At 56.3% G+C, this 16,429-nt stretch carries 13 protein-coding genes and 1 pseudogene; 9 read left to right on the top strand and 5 right to left on the bottom strand.

Going from position 1 to position 16,429, the window contains the following annotated elements:
* Positions 1-30 precede the first annotated feature (30 nt).
* The 4 genes from MW898_RS11675 to MW898_RS11660 form a co-directional block, all read right to left on the bottom strand.
* Positions 31-1,098 (bottom strand): mRNA surveillance protein pelota, encoded by a 1,068-nt coding sequence (locus MW898_RS11675; protein ID WP_248907396.1) that lies wholly within the window; start codon positions 1,096-1,098, stop codon positions 31-33.
* Positions 1,099-1,317: 219 nt separating this feature from the next.
* The gene (locus MW898_RS11670; RefSeq protein ID WP_248907394.1) at positions 1,318-2,025 is read right to left on the bottom strand and encodes a DUF4013 domain-containing protein; all 708 of its coding nucleotides are present in this window, start codon (positions 2,023-2,025) and stop codon (positions 1,318-1,320) included.
* A gap of 137 nt (positions 2,026-2,162) precedes the next feature.
* A complete protein-coding gene (locus MW898_RS11665) occupies positions 2,163-2,561 on the bottom strand; it encodes a DUF2267 domain-containing protein (protein WP_248907392.1) in 399 nt (132 codons plus the stop codon).
* Between the two features lie 62 nt (positions 2,562-2,623).
* Positions 2,624-3,286, bottom strand: a complete 663-nt coding sequence (locus MW898_RS11660) for a helix-turn-helix domain-containing protein (protein WP_248907390.1) — start codon at positions 3,284-3,286, stop codon at positions 2,624-2,626.
* 103 nt (positions 3,287-3,389) lie between these two features.
* On the opposite strand from MW898_RS11660, the gene MW898_RS11655 reads away from it, so the two are divergent.
* The 5 genes from MW898_RS11655 (at position 3,390) to MW898_RS11635 (ending at position 10,613) form a co-directional block, all read left to right on the top strand.
* Positions 3,390-4,358, top strand: coding sequence for an acetamidase/formamidase family protein (locus tag MW898_RS11655; RefSeq protein ID WP_248907387.1), 969 nt, complete (start codon positions 3,390-3,392; stop codon positions 4,356-4,358).
* Positions 4,359-4,537: 179 nt separating this feature from the next.
* On the top strand, positions 4,538-7,552 hold the full coding sequence (locus tag MW898_RS11650; protein WP_248907385.1) for a glycoside hydrolase family 2 TIM barrel-domain containing protein: 3,015 nt from the start codon (positions 4,538-4,540) through the stop codon (positions 7,550-7,552).
* A gap of 12 nt (positions 7,553-7,564) precedes the next feature.
* Positions 7,565-9,199: a beta-galactosidase small subunit gene (locus MW898_RS11645; protein ID WP_248907382.1), complete on the top strand. Its 1,635-nt coding sequence runs from the start codon at positions 7,565-7,567 to the stop codon at positions 9,197-9,199.
* Positions 9,200-9,405: 206 nt separating this feature from the next.
* Positions 9,406-9,663: a hypothetical protein gene (locus tag MW898_RS11640; RefSeq protein WP_248907380.1), complete on the top strand. Its 258-nt coding sequence runs from the start codon at positions 9,406-9,408 to the stop codon at positions 9,661-9,663.
* Between the two features lie 203 nt (positions 9,664-9,866).
* A complete protein-coding gene (locus tag MW898_RS11635) occupies positions 9,867-10,613 on the top strand; it encodes a VOC family protein (protein WP_248909762.1) in 747 nt (248 codons plus the stop codon).
* A 68-nt stretch (positions 10,614-10,681) separates the two neighbouring features.
* On the opposite strand, the gene MW898_RS11630 is transcribed toward MW898_RS11635, so the two are convergent.
* A complete protein-coding gene (locus MW898_RS11630; protein ID WP_248907378.1) occupies positions 10,682-10,972 on the bottom strand; it encodes a DUF5779 family protein in 291 nt (96 codons plus the stop codon).
* Between the two features lie 413 nt (positions 10,973-11,385).
* Between MW898_RS11630 and MW898_RS11625 the strand changes: the two are divergent.
* The 4 genes and pseudogenes from MW898_RS11625 to ilvC all read left to right on the top strand — a co-directional run.
* A pseudogene (locus MW898_RS11625) lies at positions 11,386-12,597 on the top strand (LeuA family protein); the annotation flags it as partial.
* A gap of 280 nt (positions 12,598-12,877) precedes the next feature.
* Positions 12,878-14,692 (top strand): biosynthetic-type acetolactate synthase large subunit, encoded by a 1,815-nt coding sequence (gene ilvB / locus MW898_RS11620; protein ID WP_248907376.1) that lies wholly within the window; start codon positions 12,878-12,880, stop codon positions 14,690-14,692.
* Entirely contained in the window at positions 14,689-15,357 is a 669-nt protein-coding gene (gene ilvN / locus MW898_RS11615) for an acetolactate synthase small subunit (RefSeq protein ID WP_248907374.1), read from the top strand. Before ilvB ends, ilvN begins: the two co-directional genes overlap by 4 nt.
* Before the next feature lie 15 nt (positions 15,358-15,372).
* The gene (gene ilvC, locus MW898_RS11610; protein WP_248907372.1) at positions 15,373-16,425 is read left to right on the top strand and encodes a ketol-acid reductoisomerase; all 1,053 of its coding nucleotides are present in this window, start codon (positions 15,373-15,375) and stop codon (positions 16,423-16,425) included.
* Positions 16,426-16,429: the final 4 nt, after the last annotated feature.

The following is a 16,429-nucleotide window of genomic DNA, read 5'->3' as shown; positions in this document are numbered from 1 at the left end:
TCTCCTCACGCTCTTGCAGCTAAGAACCGCTCACTCCAAGCGATAGCGGAGAAGAGCAGCGATTCCTCCGAGGTTGTGCAACTGTTCACCGGGATCGAATTCACCCGAGAACACGACGATATCTCCACCTTTCTGATCGACCGTTTCGAGGAGCGCGTTGACGCTACGATCCCACTTACCGTCACCGCCGCGCTCTTCGCGCAGGCGATCATCGACGACGAGCAGCGTCTCAATTGCTCCGTACTCGGCGGCTTCGGCGACGCCATCGATCCCGTAGGTCGCCTGTGCTCCTTGCGCGATCTCCTGCATCAACTGATCGATGAGTTCGGCCTCGCGAGCGATGCGCGTCTCTGCCTGCACGTCTTCGACCGCGCCCCGTTTCAACACCTCGTGGACGCCACGGTCACCCACCGAACTCGTATCCACCATCGTGATTAGCTCCGCGAGGTCAGGTGCGTTCTCCTCGATGTGTTTGTATGCGTCCTGTTTCGTAAAGCCCGGTCCAGCGAGGATAATCGCGTCTACACTCATCCGCGATAGCACCGCTGTCAGTTCGGAGAAGAGTTCAGTCCGTGACCGTGCGTACTCTCCCTTCCCGGTTGGGCCAGTAAGGGACGTTCGCTCTTCGGCGCCGTACTGGGCGACTGTGTGGACGTGAGCCGCTCCCTCCTCGACGGTCGCAATAGCGACATCTGGGTTCTCACTCGCTTCGACGGCTTCCGTAAGCCGCTCAAGCTGGTCGGGCTTCCACCGCTTCGTGATCTCGATCTCGTTGTTCTCCTCGACGTTCAGCGTGTGGTGGAAACCGAGCTGGTCCTCACGCGAACAGTCGGAGATGGTTCCAGAGACGCGCAAACGGTTCGCAAACCGCGCAAATTCGACATCATCGACTTCGATCGTGACGTACATGTGCTCGCGCTCGCCTCCTGTATCCCGAAGCTGGTCGTCGTCGCGTCTGACGCGGCGGTGCGTGTCGCCCCCGACCGCGTCGCCGGGTTCAAGAACATTCGAGAGATGCCAGAGATCGTCGAGGCTTTCGGGCACGACCGTGATACGCTCGTGTCCACCCTCGACCCGCTGCCGGTCGGCGATTCGCATAGTGGAACTACCAGCGAGAGCATCAAGTGCTTACTGTTCTCGATACGGGTCCTTCCTCGATTCGACGATCAGCACTCGTGGAATCTGATTCGAAGAGCTGGTGCTTCCGAAAACGAGGCTGTGGTCGTCCTGATCTGCCGATCACGATTCAAATAATCATTCAATTACAAAGCCGGATCTGTGGACGAGCTGAAACATGCTACCCAATGCTCTATTGTGTTATGTCCCGCTGCGGGCAGTCTGTGGGTTGTCTGTCTTGTTGGCGTTCCCGTAGCCTCGGCCGATGAGGTAGGATGCGACGACATATGTGTAGAATATGAGGAAAAGGCCGACGATCATCCACGATAGCATGATACCGACCGTTCCAAGAACGAGTCCAACTGCCAGAAAGAGCACGAAGCCGACGAAGAATTCGCTCGTGAGTGCAGTTCTAACGACGGTCCGGAACTCGAATGCGGCTTTGAATCGGTCCTCTTCTGCGAACCTCGCTGTCGCTGCGAGTGATACGTACGCGATCAAGAAGAGAAGAAGATACGCGACCAGAACAACAGTCAGTTCAGGTGCTGAGAATTGCATATTCGACACCGCCTCCGGTGTCTGTGCATCTGTTTGGGCCGCTTGTGCTAGTTCTGGACGGAGAAGTGCGAGACAGAGTGCAGAGAACGTGAGACTGAAGAGAGCGACGATCGCGTAAATGAGCTGTATGGTGAACAGCTTCAAGCCGCTTACGAGAAGGTCACCCCATTTTTCGAACGTCGGTGGCGTTGTCTCGCCAGCAACTCCCGTCCGGATTACTCGAACAGAGTAGCCAAGAAGAAACAGTAACGGCAGCACGAAAACCGATGTAACGAACAACAATCCGCCGACTGCGATCGTTCGTAGCCATCCCTCCCGCGCCTTCGGGAACGCGATCGCATCACCCAACATGAGCCAAGACAAATACACCTCCGTTCTTAAAGATACTGAACAGGGCCGTTCCGTGGGCGATTGTTTCTGGTTTCTCCTATATTCTGGAAGGGAAACTTCAGTACAGCGCTATTCCAGCATATGATAACGACGTGCTATCAATTCGTTTCATAGAGAGATCCATAGTCGGATGGCAGTTGCGATCGCACACTGCGCCATTCGTTGCGATTGATCGCTTCTGAGAGGCTTTCGAGGACCGCCTGTACATGTCGATCGGCGTGAGCCGCATCGAGTGTCGTGTGCTCCTGTTCGTAGGTTTGGACTCGTTCGACGAATACATCAGCTGAGAACTCTTCGGCACTCTCGGTCTCGTCTGTGGTCACCGAGTCGGCGAGTTCGTCAGGGAGTCGTTTGGCGAGATTAGTTGCTTCTCCCCGAGAAATACGCTGACTGAGCGTCTGTAGCGTCGCGTCAGCGGCTGTCACTGCTTCCTTTCGTGAGTCGAGATCTGACCGGCTCTCGACGTTCTCTATGAACGCTTCGTAATTCACAGACACCGTTCGACCGACACCAAACTGATGCTTGGGCCTGCACATTCCTGCGCTCTGTTTCAACTGTGTCAGTTTGCGTCTCTCGGTGGTCCGAGAAGCAGCGCGTCCTGCACGAGGTTTCGATGTGCACGTCGGAGTCGCTCGGAGATCGCTTGGTGAGTAACATCGAGTTCGCCCGCGAGTTCGTCGATGGTCACGCTCCGTGGAATGTCGTAAAATCCGTTCTCGATCGCCGTCTGTAGCGTCTCGTGTTGTTTCTCAGTCAGCCCGAAGCGACCATGTCGGTTAGCCTCCATTTCGTGGATTGTTTTGACAGTAAATGTCAGCTCAGCGTTCTCACAGAACTCATTGGTCCGTGACAGTCCATCGTGCTTGGGAAAGAGAATTCGAAGCGTCCACCGATCTTCTCGTCCGTATGCATCCATCACGGTCGCCTCTTCTTCTGTCAGCATGTACGTAATGAGTTCAATTTTCTCAATCCAGTCCATGCGATAGAGCCACGATCCGTCGACCGTTTCCAGCAATTCAGCGTGTCTAATGCTGGGATCATTTTCGAACGCTTCGTCTACTTGATCGAGGACATCGGACGTGACCCAAATATACGGTGTCACGCTGTCACCCTCGTGTGCGGCCACACGCTCGACTTCGAATTCGATATCAGAAACAGATTCAAGCGTCTCCTGAAGCGCGAACTCGTCGGCGGGAATGTCAACAGTTATGATCGTGCTCACGTTCATAATAGAACAATCGTTCGGAAAGACGTACTGATCTGATTGCTGTGGTAGCGTGTTAGAACGTGGATTTATGCCTTGTTGCCACGTTAGATGATGGCGTATGACACACCACGATCACGGATACACCGTCGATCATCGACTGAGTGATGCGGACGAAAACATCCACAGTGTGTGGGATAACAGCCTCGATCCGGTCCTCACGGTCGAGCAGGGCGACGTCGTCCGCTTCGAGTGCCGTGACGCCGTGGATGGTCAGATCGATGTACAGACGACAGCTGCGGACGTTCCCAGCGTGAGCTTCGACCCCGTCCATCCACTGACTGGGCCGGTCGCCGTCGAAGGAGCGCAACCGGGTGACGTGCTCGCTGTCGAACTGCTCGCGTTCCAGCACAAGGGGTGGGGATACAACGTATTCTTCCCTGGAGAGATGGATCTCGGATTGCTCCCTGAGGAGTTTTCGGATCCGGGGCTTCACATTTGGGATCTTGAGGGCGACGTGGGACACTTCGTGAACGACATTGACATCCCACTCGATCCATTCCCGGGTGTGATCGGTGTCGCACCAGAGGAGGCGGGTGAACACGACACACTCCCGCCACGTTCGGTCGGGGGCAACATGGATGTGAAACATCTGACGGCTGGCTCGACACTCTACTTACCAGTCGCTGTCGATGATGCGCTCTTTTCAGTCGGAGATTGTCACGCTGCACAGGGAGATGGTGAGGTCTGCGTCACGGGCGTCGAAGCACCGATGTTCGTCACTGCACGCTTCGACATCCGATCAGACATGGATATCAGCCAACCGCAGTTCGAGACGACTGGACCGTACACACCAACCGGGATAGACGAACCGATGTACGGCACAACTGGAATTGATGAGGATCTGATGACAGCTACAAAGAAGGCTGTCCGACAGATGATCGAGCACCTCCACGACGAACGCGGGCTTTCGCGTGCCAAAGCGTATATTCTCTGCTCGGCGATTGTCGACCTCAAAATCAACGAAGTCGTTGACCAACCGAACTGGACGGTTTCGGCGTATCTTCCTGAGAGCATTTTTCCCAACTAACTCCACTCCGTTTTCACCCGAGAGCGAACAGCTCCGCTCGTTATTCTCGAACATCAGCAGAACACTTCGACCCTAAGCTATTTGCACTATCGAATATGAAAATTGAATTATTTTGATAACAATATTTAAAATATATCGTTGTGAGTTAATATTTGGTATAGCGTTGAAGTACTATATACATGAGTGACATAACTCCGAACCCAGACGACTCCACGGAACGCTCGACGCTCGATATGACGCGTCGGACATTTCTGGCAACCAGTAGTATCGCACTCCTTCCCGGACTGAGTGAATGTGGGTCGGCAGCACCGACATCGGTGACGCCGTCGATGTCCCCTGGTGATATTCCTCTCGAGGAGTATATCGAGAATCCCGAGTTGATCGAAGAGAATCAGGAATCGGGCCACGTCCCGACAGTTCCGTACCTCTCGGTTAGATCGGCACTCGCTCACGATCGAGCGAACAAATCACCGCTCCAACGGTGGCAGCAGTCCCCGTATTTCGAGTCGTTGAACGGAAATTGGAACTTCCACTGGGCGCTCAATCCAGCGAACGCACCCAGCGAATTCGACACGGTTGGTTCGTGGGACACTACCACAGTTCCCAGCGTCTGGCAAGCCGACGGCTTCGGTCACTCGATGTACCGAAACATCACCCTCGATCTCTCCCCGTACGATCCGCCGTCCGTCCCAAGCGACATCAACCCGGTTGGAACGTACCAGCGGACGTTCACAGTGCCAGATCGATGGATGGACGACCGTCGGACGTTTCTTCGCTTCGATGGCGTGAAATCCGCGTACTTCGTGTGGATCAATGGCGACTACGTCGGCTTTGACAAAGGATCGATGACTGCCGCAGAGTTCGACGTTACTGCTGCTCTTCAGTCCGGTGAGAACGAAATCGGTGTCCAAGTCTTCCGCTGGTCCGACGGAAGTTACCTCGAAAATCAAGATATGTGGCACTTTGCGGGGATCTTCCGTGACGTTTCACTGTACTCGACGCCAAACGCTCACCTCCGCGATTACTTCCTTCGTCCCAGTCTTGACGATAACTACGAGAACGGAACGCTCCACGTGGACGCCGAAGTTGCGAACTACGCTGACAGTGCGGGAACGTACAAACTTCGAACCCACCTCTTTGATCCTAACTATCGGCGCGTGAAGACGACCTCAACCACCATCGACGTGCCGGCGGGAGACAGCGTTGGCGTCTCTTTCTCGATTGATGTTGCATCCCCTTCGAAGTGGTCTGCAGAACATCCGAACTTATACCGCGTCGGGTTCGAACTCCGACAGCTCAGATCGCGGTCGTCCACTGAAGCCCAGCTTGCGAAGTTTGGATTCCGCGAATACGAGATCCTCGACGGCCAGATCCACGTCAATGGCGAACCGGTCGACTTCAAGGGCGTCAACCACCACGAACACCACCCTGAACTCGGTCGAACCATGACCGAGGAAATGCGGCGCGAAGAGCTAGAGCGGCTGAAACAGTTCAATATCAACGCACTCCGGAATTCGCACTATCCGCGCGGTCCCGAGTTCTACGAGTTCGCAGACGAACTCGGCTTCTACGTGTGTGATGAGGTCAACGTCGAAACGCACCAGAATCCCGAACTCGTCGATGAGTACCCAGCGTTTCATGCGCAGTTCATGGATCGATTCGCACGGATGATTCAGCAGTGGAAGAATCAGGCCAGCATCTTCATGTGGAGCACCGGGAACGAAGCCGGTCTCGGTCCAGCACACTTCGACATGGCCGAGTACGTCGAGGGGACTGATTTGGACAGCGACGGCGATGCGGGAAAGGGCGTCGACCCAACCAGGTTCTTATACCACCAGGCAAACAACGGTGGCGTCGCTCCCTACGCAGATGTTATCGGTCCGCGGTACATCAGCCCCTCCGATCTCGTCGACATTGCCGATGATGAAGACGAACAGCGCCCGGCCGTCATGGGCGAGTACAATCACGCGATGGGAAACAGCCTCGGTCTCGTCGAGCGATTTTGGGAAGAGATCGAGGAACACGATCAGTTGCAGGGTGGCTTCATCTGGGACTGGGTGAATCAACGGCTCGACGAGAAACACACCACTACACCCGATGCTACCGAATACGGAAATGACGGCGTCTTCCACGGTAAACCAACTGTGGTTGATGCGAAAGGAGGATCGGCAGTCGAGCTTTCGGGACTCGATGACTGGGTCGAACTGTACCGCGATCCGAGCCTCGACGTCACAGAGTCTGGGCTAACCCTCGAAATCGAGGTGCAGCCCCGGCAGCCGTGGACCGGGTCGGACGCCTTCCTCACAAAGGGTGACACTCAGTACGGATTGAAGATGAGCGATGAGTCGACACTCCAGTTCTTCGTCTACGATCCCGACGAAGAGTGGGTCACCGCCGAATCGACCGTCCCTGACGGTTGGTACGGGAACTGGCACCACGTCGCTGGCGTTCACACCGGAAGCGAACTACGTCTTTACGTGGACGGCACGCAGTTGGCATCGACCCCACACGACGGCAGTATCAATCACAATCCACGGCCGGTCAACATCGGCCGGAACGCGGACAAACACCGGGCGAACTGGGAGGGCTGGCTCTCGAACGCTCGCTACCGACGGGCAGCCATCCACGATCGAGGTCTCTCGGCCAACGAGCTGGGTAGTTCTGATCCCGGAAGCAGTGCCGTGCTCTGGCTCGATTTCGAGACGTTCGAGACCGACGGCACCTTCCGTTCGTACGGCGTCGATCCGTTCTGCTGTAACGGTCTCGTCGACGCAGACCGCGTTCCCCGGCCCGAACTCTGGCAGCTGAAAAAAGCTCATCAGCCGGTTCGGCTGCGCGGGGCTGATCTCGCTGCTGGTCTCGTGGAGGTCACCAACCGCTACAACTTTACGAATCTCTCTGCCCTCGAAACGCAGTGGCAGCTGCGCGCGGACGGTGACACTCTCCAACAGGGATCACTCGATATCGAACTTGAACCGAACGACACAACCACAGTCGAGATTCCTTTTGATCAGCCGGAACTCGAACCCGGCGCGGACTACTGGCTCGTCGTCAGCTTCCACCTCGCTGAGAATACGTGGTACGCCGATGCGGGCCATGAGATCGCCTTCGAGCAGTTCGAACTACCGTTCGACGTTCCAACCCCTGCTCTCGAACAGATCTCGGAGATGCCGGATATCTCGGTGAACAATTAATTCTGGAAACCTATGAGTACAACAGACACAATCACAGTCAGTGGATCTGGATTCGAGTACACGTTCGATAAGACGAGTGGACTCACGTCGATGAAACACGACGGACGGGAACTGCTCGTGAGTGGGCGTGGTCCTCGGTTCAACGTTTGGCGGACGCCAATCTCGAACGAAAACGTCAGCTGGGGATCGGCCGAAGTCGAAGAGTGGCGTGCTGCTGGACTCGACAGACTCGATCACACGGTGAAATCTGTCTCGGTTGAATCCATTGCCGATCAGGTACTGCGCATCCACTTCGAGACGACGGTCTCTGCGCCCGGTGAGGATGCGGCCTTTGCAACGGATTATCTCTATCACGTGCTCGGGACCGGCGATATCCTGCTGGGAGTTCGTGCAACACCGAACGATGCACTGAAAGAAGCGATTTCGAGTTGGATCGGTCGCGTGGGCGTTCAGCTCGGGCTTCAAGATTCACTCCAGCAGTTCGACTGGTACGGACGTGGCCCCCACGAAACGTATCCCGATCGGAAGACTGGGATGAAAACCGGTGTCTATGGTGGGACGGTCGAAGAGCAGTATGTCCCCTACGTCCGCCCGCAAGACTACGGAAACAAGTCGGACGTTCGGTGGGCGACCCTCACTGACGGAAGCGATGGTGTTGCTGTGTTCGGACATTCTAGTCTGAACGTCAGCACACATCACATCGCGCCCGAGAATCTCGATCGGGCGCTGTTCACGTACCAACTAGAGGATAGTGATGCCGTGACGCTCAATCTCGATCACGCTGTTACTGGCGTGGGCGGAACACCGATCCAGACGCTCCCCGAATACCGCGTCGTTCCGGATGGTCCGTTCTCGTTCGTGGTTGGTCTCCGTCCGATAACCGGCGATGAATCTCCGATGGCACTCTCGCGTCGCACTCTCCCGTACGCGTTCGCAAGTGCGGATTCGTTCGGCGACTTGACGGTCGATTTCGACGATGAAGCTGGACAGCTCGATGTGAGCGCAATCGTTCGGAACACGGGTGGCAAGCCAACAGACATCGACGTCCCGTTGAAAATCAACGACAACGTGATCGAGACTGAGACGGTCTCGCTACAGCCCGGCACGAAAACACGCGTCTCTTTCGAGCAGCGCGTTGGAGACGCCGGAATCTTCGAGGTGACTGTAGACAGCCTCCCGCCACGCTTGCTGACGGTGCCACAGATTTCGCTTGCGGGCGAGTGGCTGTTCCATCGCGGTGATGATTCGTCGTGGAAAGAACCGGGGCTCGACGACAGCGGGTGGACGTCGGTCACGCTGCCCGCGAACTGGGAAGATCACTCCGATTACACCGAAAATCAGGTGTACGGGTGGTTCCGCAAGCGCTTCTCCGTGCCAACTGAATGGAGCGGGCACGCGCTCGAACTTCCAGCCGGGAAAATCGACGACGTGGATGAGACGTTCCTCAATGGGACGAAAATCGGACAAACCGGGTCGTTCCCTGAGAACGGCTACGAGACGGCTTGGTCGGAAGCCAGACGGTACACGGCCCAGCCGGAGACGATCAATTTCGGCAGCGAGAACGTGCTCGCGGTGCGCGTCTACGACGGAGATGGTGGTGGTGGTCTCTATAGCGGTCCTGTTGGTCCGATCACTGCAACAGATTGAGACGCGACAGAGCGTTGTTGTCTTCGGATCTCTTCCGAATGAGACTGCGTGAACAGATTCGAGTCTGTTCAGAATGGCCCTGTCGAAAATATCAGTAGTTCGATACTCCAGTGGATGACGAGCGTCGGATAGATGCGTGAGTCATTATTTACATCAGGGAAACGCTAAGATAACACACTTGTTCGGTGCAATTCATCGGCTAATTCATGACAGCTGAATCTGGTCCCGCTGCGATAGATCTCCGAGAACTGCTCAGAGATGGAAAAAGAATTGCGGCTATCCTTCTCTTCTGGGGAACGCTTGCCCTCATCGGTTTCGCCGGAATCCCGAACATCGGATACTACAGTCCCGGAAGTATCCTCTGGTGGATTGGTAATATGCTTGGATGGATATTCGTGATTACAGGGATTGCTAGCATACTCATCTACACCATCGCTCGCGGCATCAAACTCTCCCGTCAATAGCTCATTTGACTGGGTGTGGCCCTGTGAGGAACAGATTGTAGTCGCCTGTATGCAACAATCACAGCGTCTGGTCGAGAGCGTAAATTCCATCGTAGATGATCTCTATTTTTCGTCACCGTCGATAGGTTCGTGTTGCTATATGATCATCTTCAGATACGTTAGAACGTGAATAATATATGGTTGATGAGATTCATATTAGTCATATGTCGCTGTCACTCAGATGGCTTGCCCTCGAAGTCAAGTATCTCGACCGAGCGCTGTCGTTCTACCAACGACACCTCGATCTTCCAGCTGTCCGCAAGACCGACACTGAAGCCGTTCTCACGGCGGGAGAGACAGAAATCGTGCTCCGGCGCCCGAGCGGTGTCCCTCGTGGCGGGTTGCACACCCACTACGCGTTCTCGACGCCGGCACACGAATACAGCGACTGGTGGAATCGCCTCTCTCAACACTTCGATCTCGCGGAATACGAATTCGGCGAGACGAAGTCACTGTACTTCTACGATACCGAAGGCAACTGCGTCGAAATCGGACAGACAGCAAATACAAACGCTGAAAGTGAAAGCAAGGGAGAGGGAACGAACGAGCGAGAACGCGAATCCGGTGTGAGTGGGCGGGGCATCACGGGTGTCTTCGAAGTTGTTTTGGAGGTCGAATCGCTCGACCGTGCCGAGTCGTTTTATACGTCGCTCGGATTCACAGTCGTCGATCGTGGGAGCGATCGCCAGCGAATACGTCTCACGACTGGCTCGTTCGATCTCGAACTCTGGGAACCACAACTGGGGATCGCCGACGCTCGGGGTGGTGTCCACGTCGACCTCGGACTCGGTACGGGCGATCAAACACCAGAAGCACTGCTCGATCGAATCGACCGACCCGCGTCTGTCGAGCGACTCGACACAGGAATTCGAGTAACGGATCCCGACGGCCACTACGTGACACTCGTGTGAACTAAAATCGAAACATGAGGGTGTGAGACGTGAACTACGTGTCCGATCTCTCTTGCTCGTGCTTCCCGTTACCCTAGTCGATCCATATCGACGTGAATACCTGGTGGAGTGACAATCAAAAACCCGCGGAAGTGAACGAGATGACCACCCATATCCTTGATCTTGCGCGCGAATTCAGCGGCGAGTTCGTTTAGGTCACCTTCGATCGCGAGAACGAGTACGAACCCTTCTCGAATGGCGCCGATCCATTCGGCAGGCGGCGTCGTTCCGTCGAGTACGTCGAGGATGATCCGATTGTCTGCATCTTCTTCGTCCAATTGATCCTCGGCAGCTAGTAGATCGAGATCGAATTCCTCCATACTCGCCACACTCGGGCGTGAAATAAAAACGCTCCCCAGACGATTGAGTCGTTTTGGTCTTCTCACGCTTGTTGTCTGTCTACGATCTCTGCTGGTTTCTCACGAAACCACATGAGTTGTTATTTGGATGTCATCTGATAGTATCCTAGTATGTGATCGGTGAGCGCGCGCCACATAGCTGATAATTAATTCCGGCAATAAAACTTTGAAAATTTAAATACGAACGCGAGGTGATGCTCGTCGATCGTCCCCATTGTAGGGATATGTATTAGGTGTTCCAACGACCTTGATGACGATTACGTCATGCGGTTTTGGTGATCTGGCACTGTGGTGTGGGAAGCAGTATTCTCCGTGAGGGATAGGCTTATATGCAGAGTCCAGTATTGGACGAATGCACATGACCCAAAGCACGGAGGACACGTCGGCGTCGCCGGCGGGTCGAGTTCTTCCAGGGCACGTTAGATTCCACTTCTGAAATCGGTCACGCACGAGTTTTCGATACGACGCTCCGTGATGGAGAGCAGTCGCCGCGCACATCGTTCTCGTACGACGACAAACGAGAGATAGCGGCGCTGTTGGACGAGATGGGGACACACGTCATCGAAGCCGGGTTCCCTGTCAACTCTGATGCGGAGTTCGAGGCCGTCCGTGACATTGCCGAAAGTACAGATACGACTGTCTGCGGGTTGGCCCGCGTCGTCGAGAAAGATATTGACGCTGCGCTCGATTCGGGCGTTGGGCTAGTCCACGTGTTTGCAAGCACGAGCGACGTGCAGTTGCAAGACTCGATGCACGCCACGCGAGAAGAAGTCCGCGAGCGTTCGATTGAGTCCGTAGAGCGCGTCTGCGACGCCGGTGCCGACGTGATGTTCTCACCGATGGACGCCACACGAACCGACGAGGCGTTCCTGATCGATATCGTCGAGGGCGTCACTGAGGCGGGTGTCGATTGGATCAATATTCCAGACACGTGTGGTGTCGCGACGCCCACTCGGTTCTACGACCTCATCGAGACCGTTTGTGCGCATACCGACGCCGAGATCGACGTGCATACGCACGACGACTTCGGGTTGGCTGCTGCGAACGCCGTCGCTGGCTACGAGGCCGGTGCGGCACAAGCACAAGTCAGCGTGAACGGCATCGGTGAACGCGCGGGTAACGCCGCCTACGAAGAGGTGGTGACCTCGTTGGAGAGTCTGTATGACGTGACGACAGGCATCGACACGACGCGCATCACTGAACTGTCCCGGATGATCGAGGGAAAAAGCGACATCACTGTTCCAGCGAACAAACCTGTCGTTGGACGCAATGCGTTCTCCCACGAATCCGGAATTCACGCGGCAGGCGTCATCGAAAATTCGGACACGTTCGAGCCGGGTGTCATGACCCCCGAGATGGTGGGTGCAAAACGAGAACTGGTGCTCGGTAAGCACACTGGGCAACATTCCGTTCGAGAACGCCTCGAAGACGAGGGGTTCCGACCAACCACCGAAGAGGTCAGCACGATCACCCGTCGCGTCAAGGACACAGGAGCCGAAAAAGAGCGCGTCACAACCGAGCGACTGCGGGAGTTCGCACGTGACGTGGGCGTTACCAAAGAGAAAGAGCAGGTGAGTGTGAACTGATGATCTCTCCTGTTTGCTCTGTCCGACAGCGACGGCACACGTACAATTGCCGCTCACGGAAGTTTTATCATCACTGCGGAGCACCGTCTGGTAATGACACTCCCTGTTGCCACACGGCGTACGGCTGCTGGGAGCGATGCGATTCTCGCGATTATTGTAGGGGCACACTAGCCCCTACACCACCTCATTTTTCGACGTTTATTGCACCGCTTTCGAACAATTACGCACAGCAGACACGTATGTACGACGCGCGACGACACGATCGCGTCGGGAGTAATATATGAGCGAGCACGCATCGACAACAGTTCCCGACACAGACGAACAGCACACGACAGATACTGCCACCAGCGAGAGTGGAACCGAAATCGAGAGTGAAAACGAGCGTACAAGCGAACGCCAGTCCGTAGTCACGACAGGAGCCGAATCGGTCGTGGCCGCATTACGGAACGTTGGCGTCGAGGATCTCTTCGGCGTGCAGGGTGGAGCGATTATGCCTGTTTACGACGCATTGTACTCTACGGGCTCCGATCTGAACCACGTCACGATGGCCCACGAGCAGGGCGCAGCCCACGCTGCTGACGCCTACGGGCAGGTCACTGGAACTCCAGGCGTTTGTATGGCCACGTCTGGTCCGGGTGCGACAAATCTCGCGACCGGAATCGCTGACGCCGACATGGACTCTGATCCGGTCATCGCTCTGACCGGGCAGGTCCCAACGAATCTCGTTGGCAACGACGCCTTTCAGGAAACGGATACGGTCGGTGTCACTCGGCCGATCACGAAGGCGAACTACTTCGCCGGCGATTCGGACACCGTCGGTGACGTGGTCGGTGAAGCGTTCATGCTCGCCCGTGAGGGAAGACCCGGGCCAACGCTCGTTGACCTTCCAAAGGATGTCACACTCGGAGACACCGACACCGACCCCGACACTGCCTCACTGCCGGAGTATCACGAAATCACCGAAGAGCCAGACGAAAAAGCGGTTCGTGAGGCTGCACGGGTGCTCGCGGACGCAGAGAAGCCGCTCATCCTCTCTGGTGGCGGCGTCATCAAAGGCGACGCGAGTGAGGCATTGCGTCGTTTCGCACGCGAGTATCAGATCCCGGTCGTCACGACGATGCCAGGTATCGGGAGTTTCCCCGAAGATCACGAGCTATCGATGGAGTGGGCCGGGATGCACGGAACAGGGTACGCGAACATGGCTATCTCACACTGTGATTGTCTGTTTGCGATCGGAACCCGGTTCGATGACCGTCTCACCGGTGGTATCGAGACGTTCGCCCCCGATGCGGAGGTCATTCACGCCGACATCGACCCTGCGGAAATCTCGAAGAACGTTCACGCCGAGTACCCACTGATCGGTGACGCAGCGCGGGTCATCGAGCAGATGCACACCGAGATGGCGTGTACGCCCGATGCCAATGAGTGGCGCGAACAGTGCGTGACGTGGAAAGAGGAGTACCCGATGACGTACGCCACGCCCGATGACGAGCCGTTGAAGCCGCAGTTCGTCGTCGAAGCGATGGACGAAATCACGCCCGATGACGCCATCGTCACGACAGGCGTCGGCCAGCATCAGATGTGGGCAGCGCAGTATTGGTCGTTCACCGAGCCGAACACGTGGATCTCCTCACACGGGCTTGGAACGATGGGCTACGGACTGCCCGCCGCGCTCGGGGCGAAGGTTGCCGCTCCGGATCGTGAGGTCGTCTGTTTCGATGGCGATGGCTCGTTCCTAATGACTGTCGAGGAACTCAGCGTGGCCGTCCGCGAGAATCTCGATATCACCGTGATCGTGCTCAACAACGAGGCGATCGGGATGGTTCGCCAGTGGCAGGATGCCTTCTTCGGGCAGCGCCGGATGGCGTCCGAATATCCGTGGATCCCCGACTTCGCAAAGTTGGCCGAGGCGTTCGGTGCGAAGGGCTTTACGCTCCGTGATTACGACGACACCGCGGACACGCTTCAGGCAGCCCGCGCGTACGATGGTCCGAGCGTCGTAGATGCATACGTCGATCCCGCAGAGAACGTCTACCCAATGGTGTCAAGTGGCGGCAACAACGCTCAATTCGCGCTTTCGGAGGATCAACTATGAGTCAAGGACTCAGCGGCCCCCGTCCCGAAGCACGGGAGATGCCCGATGGACAGCGCTCAAAGCACGGTATCCGTATCGATCCACAGACGGGTGCCAGACACGAACCAGAACGAACGGTCATCTCTGCCCTCGTCAAACACGAACCGGGAGTTCTCTCGAAGGTGTCGGGGTTAGTGAGCCGACGGCAGTTCAACATTGAGAGTCTCACCGTCGGACCGACGACGAACCCCGAGAGTGCACGCATAACCCTCGTTATCGAGGAACCTGATCCGGGTGTCCGGCAAGTCAAACGGCAGCTCAAAAAACTCATGCCGGTCATTTCGGTGCGCGAACTCGGTGATGACGCTATTCGCCGTGAATTGGTCGTCCTGAAAGTTCACGGCGATGAACCGGACAAGGTCCACGCTATCACACAGATGTACGATGGACTGACCCTCGATGCAGGACCCCGTACCATTACCGTCGAAATCACCGGTGACGAGCAGAAAATCAACGACGCAATCGATGCGTTCCAACAGTTCGGGATCCGCGAACTCGCACGCACGGGCCAGACCGCACTCGCGCGCGGTGAAGAATGGACCACGCACGCCGAAGAAGAACGCTACGAACGCGCGTGTACCGAACCTTCGAGCAACGACACAGAACCAAACACAGACACAAAATAAAACAAATTTATAATCATGTCAGAAGAACGCGCAACGATATACTACGACGAAGACGCAGACAGGAAAGCGATCGAGAACAAGACCGTAGCCGTACTCGGCTACGGTAGTCAGGGTCATGCCCACGCACAGAACTTAGACGACAGCGGTATCAACGTCGTCGTCGGTCTCCGAGAAGATTCTTCTTCGTGGGATGCCGCAGAAGATGCGGGGCTGGCGGTTGCAACGCCTGCTGAGGCTGCCGCTGAGGCCGACATCGTGTCGGTACTCGTCCCAGACACTGTCCAACCGGCGGTGTACGAGCAGATTCGTGATGGGCTGGAAGCGGGCGATACGCTCCAGTTTGCCCACGGATTCAACATCCACTACGGGCAGATTGAGCCGCCGTCGGATGTCGACGTAACGATGATCGCGCCGAAAAGCCCCGGCCATCTCGTTCGGCGGAACTACGAAGCCGGTGAGGGAACGCCCGGTCTCCTTGCGATCTACCAGGATGCAACTGGGACCGCGAAAGCGGAGGCACTCGCGTACGCGCAGGCGCTGGGCTGTGCGCGTGCCGGAGTCGTCGAAACCACGTTCCGCGAGGAAACAGAAACCGATCTGTTTGGTGAGCAAGCTGTCCTCTGTGGCGGCGTCACGAGTCTCGTCAAACACGGATACGAAACGCTCGTTGATGCGGGCTACAGCCCCGAAATGGCCTACTTCGAGTGCATGAACGAGCTGAAGCTGATTGTTGATCTGATGTACGAGGGTGGACTGGCCGAAATGTGGAACTCCGTCTCTGATACGGCCGAATACGGCGGACTGACGCGCGGTGATCAGATCGTCGACGAACACGCCCGCGATCGCATGGAAGAGACCCTTGAAGCGGTTCAGAACGGCGAATTCGCGCGTGAATGGGTCATGGAAAACCGCGCAGGAAGACCGAGCTACACCCAGCGACGACAGGCCGAAATGAACCACGATATCGAGTCAGTCGGAGCCGAGCTGCGCGAACTCTTCGCGTGGAGTGAAGAAGAAGCCGAATCAGAAGACGAAGAACAGGAACAAGAGCGGATGAGAGCGGACTAAAGAC

This window comes from Halocatena marina (assembly GCF_023276375.1).
In the GTDB taxonomy this organism is placed as follows: Archaea; Halobacteriota; Halobacteria; order Halobacteriales; family Haloarculaceae; genus Halocatena; species Halocatena marina.
This window is presented reverse-complemented; position numbering and strand designations above follow the sequence as displayed.

What these genes read in the sequence shown, in the direction of transcription:
- MW898_RS11655 (WP_248907387.1), top strand. Translation starts at nt 3,390, where the DNA reads ATGACACACCACGATCACGGATACACCGTCGATCATCGACTGAGTGAT.
- MW898_RS11650 (WP_248907385.1), top strand. Translation starts at nt 4,538, where the DNA reads ATGAGTGACATAACTCCGAACCCAGACGACTCCACGGAACGCTCGACG.
- MW898_RS11675 (WP_248907396.1), bottom strand. Translation starts at nt 1,098, where the DNA reads ATGCGAATCGCCGACCGGCAGCGGGTCGAGGGTGGACACGAGCGTATC.
- ilvN (WP_248907374.1), top strand. Translation starts at nt 14,689, where the DNA reads ATGAGTCAAGGACTCAGCGGCCCCCGTCCCGAAGCACGGGAGATGCCC.
- MW898_RS11670 (WP_248907394.1), bottom strand. Translation starts at nt 2,025, where the DNA reads ATGTTGGGTGATGCGATCGCGTTCCCGAAGGCGCGGGAGGGATGGCTA.
- MW898_RS11645 (WP_248907382.1), top strand. Translation starts at nt 7,565, where the DNA reads ATGAGTACAACAGACACAATCACAGTCAGTGGATCTGGATTCGAGTAC.
- ilvC (WP_248907372.1), top strand. Translation starts at nt 15,373, where the DNA reads ATGTCAGAAGAACGCGCAACGATATACTACGACGAAGACGCAGACAGG.
- ilvB (WP_248907376.1), top strand. Translation starts at nt 12,878, where the DNA reads ATGAGCGAGCACGCATCGACAACAGTTCCCGACACAGACGAACAGCAC.
- MW898_RS11630 (WP_248907378.1), bottom strand. Translation starts at nt 10,972, where the DNA reads ATGGAGGAATTCGATCTCGATCTACTAGCTGCCGAGGATCAATTGGAC.
- MW898_RS11635 (WP_248909762.1), top strand. Translation starts at nt 9,867, where the DNA reads ATGTCGCTGTCACTCAGATGGCTTGCCCTCGAAGTCAAGTATCTCGAC.
- MW898_RS11640 (WP_248907380.1), top strand. Translation starts at nt 9,406, where the DNA reads ATGACAGCTGAATCTGGTCCCGCTGCGATAGATCTCCGAGAACTGCTC.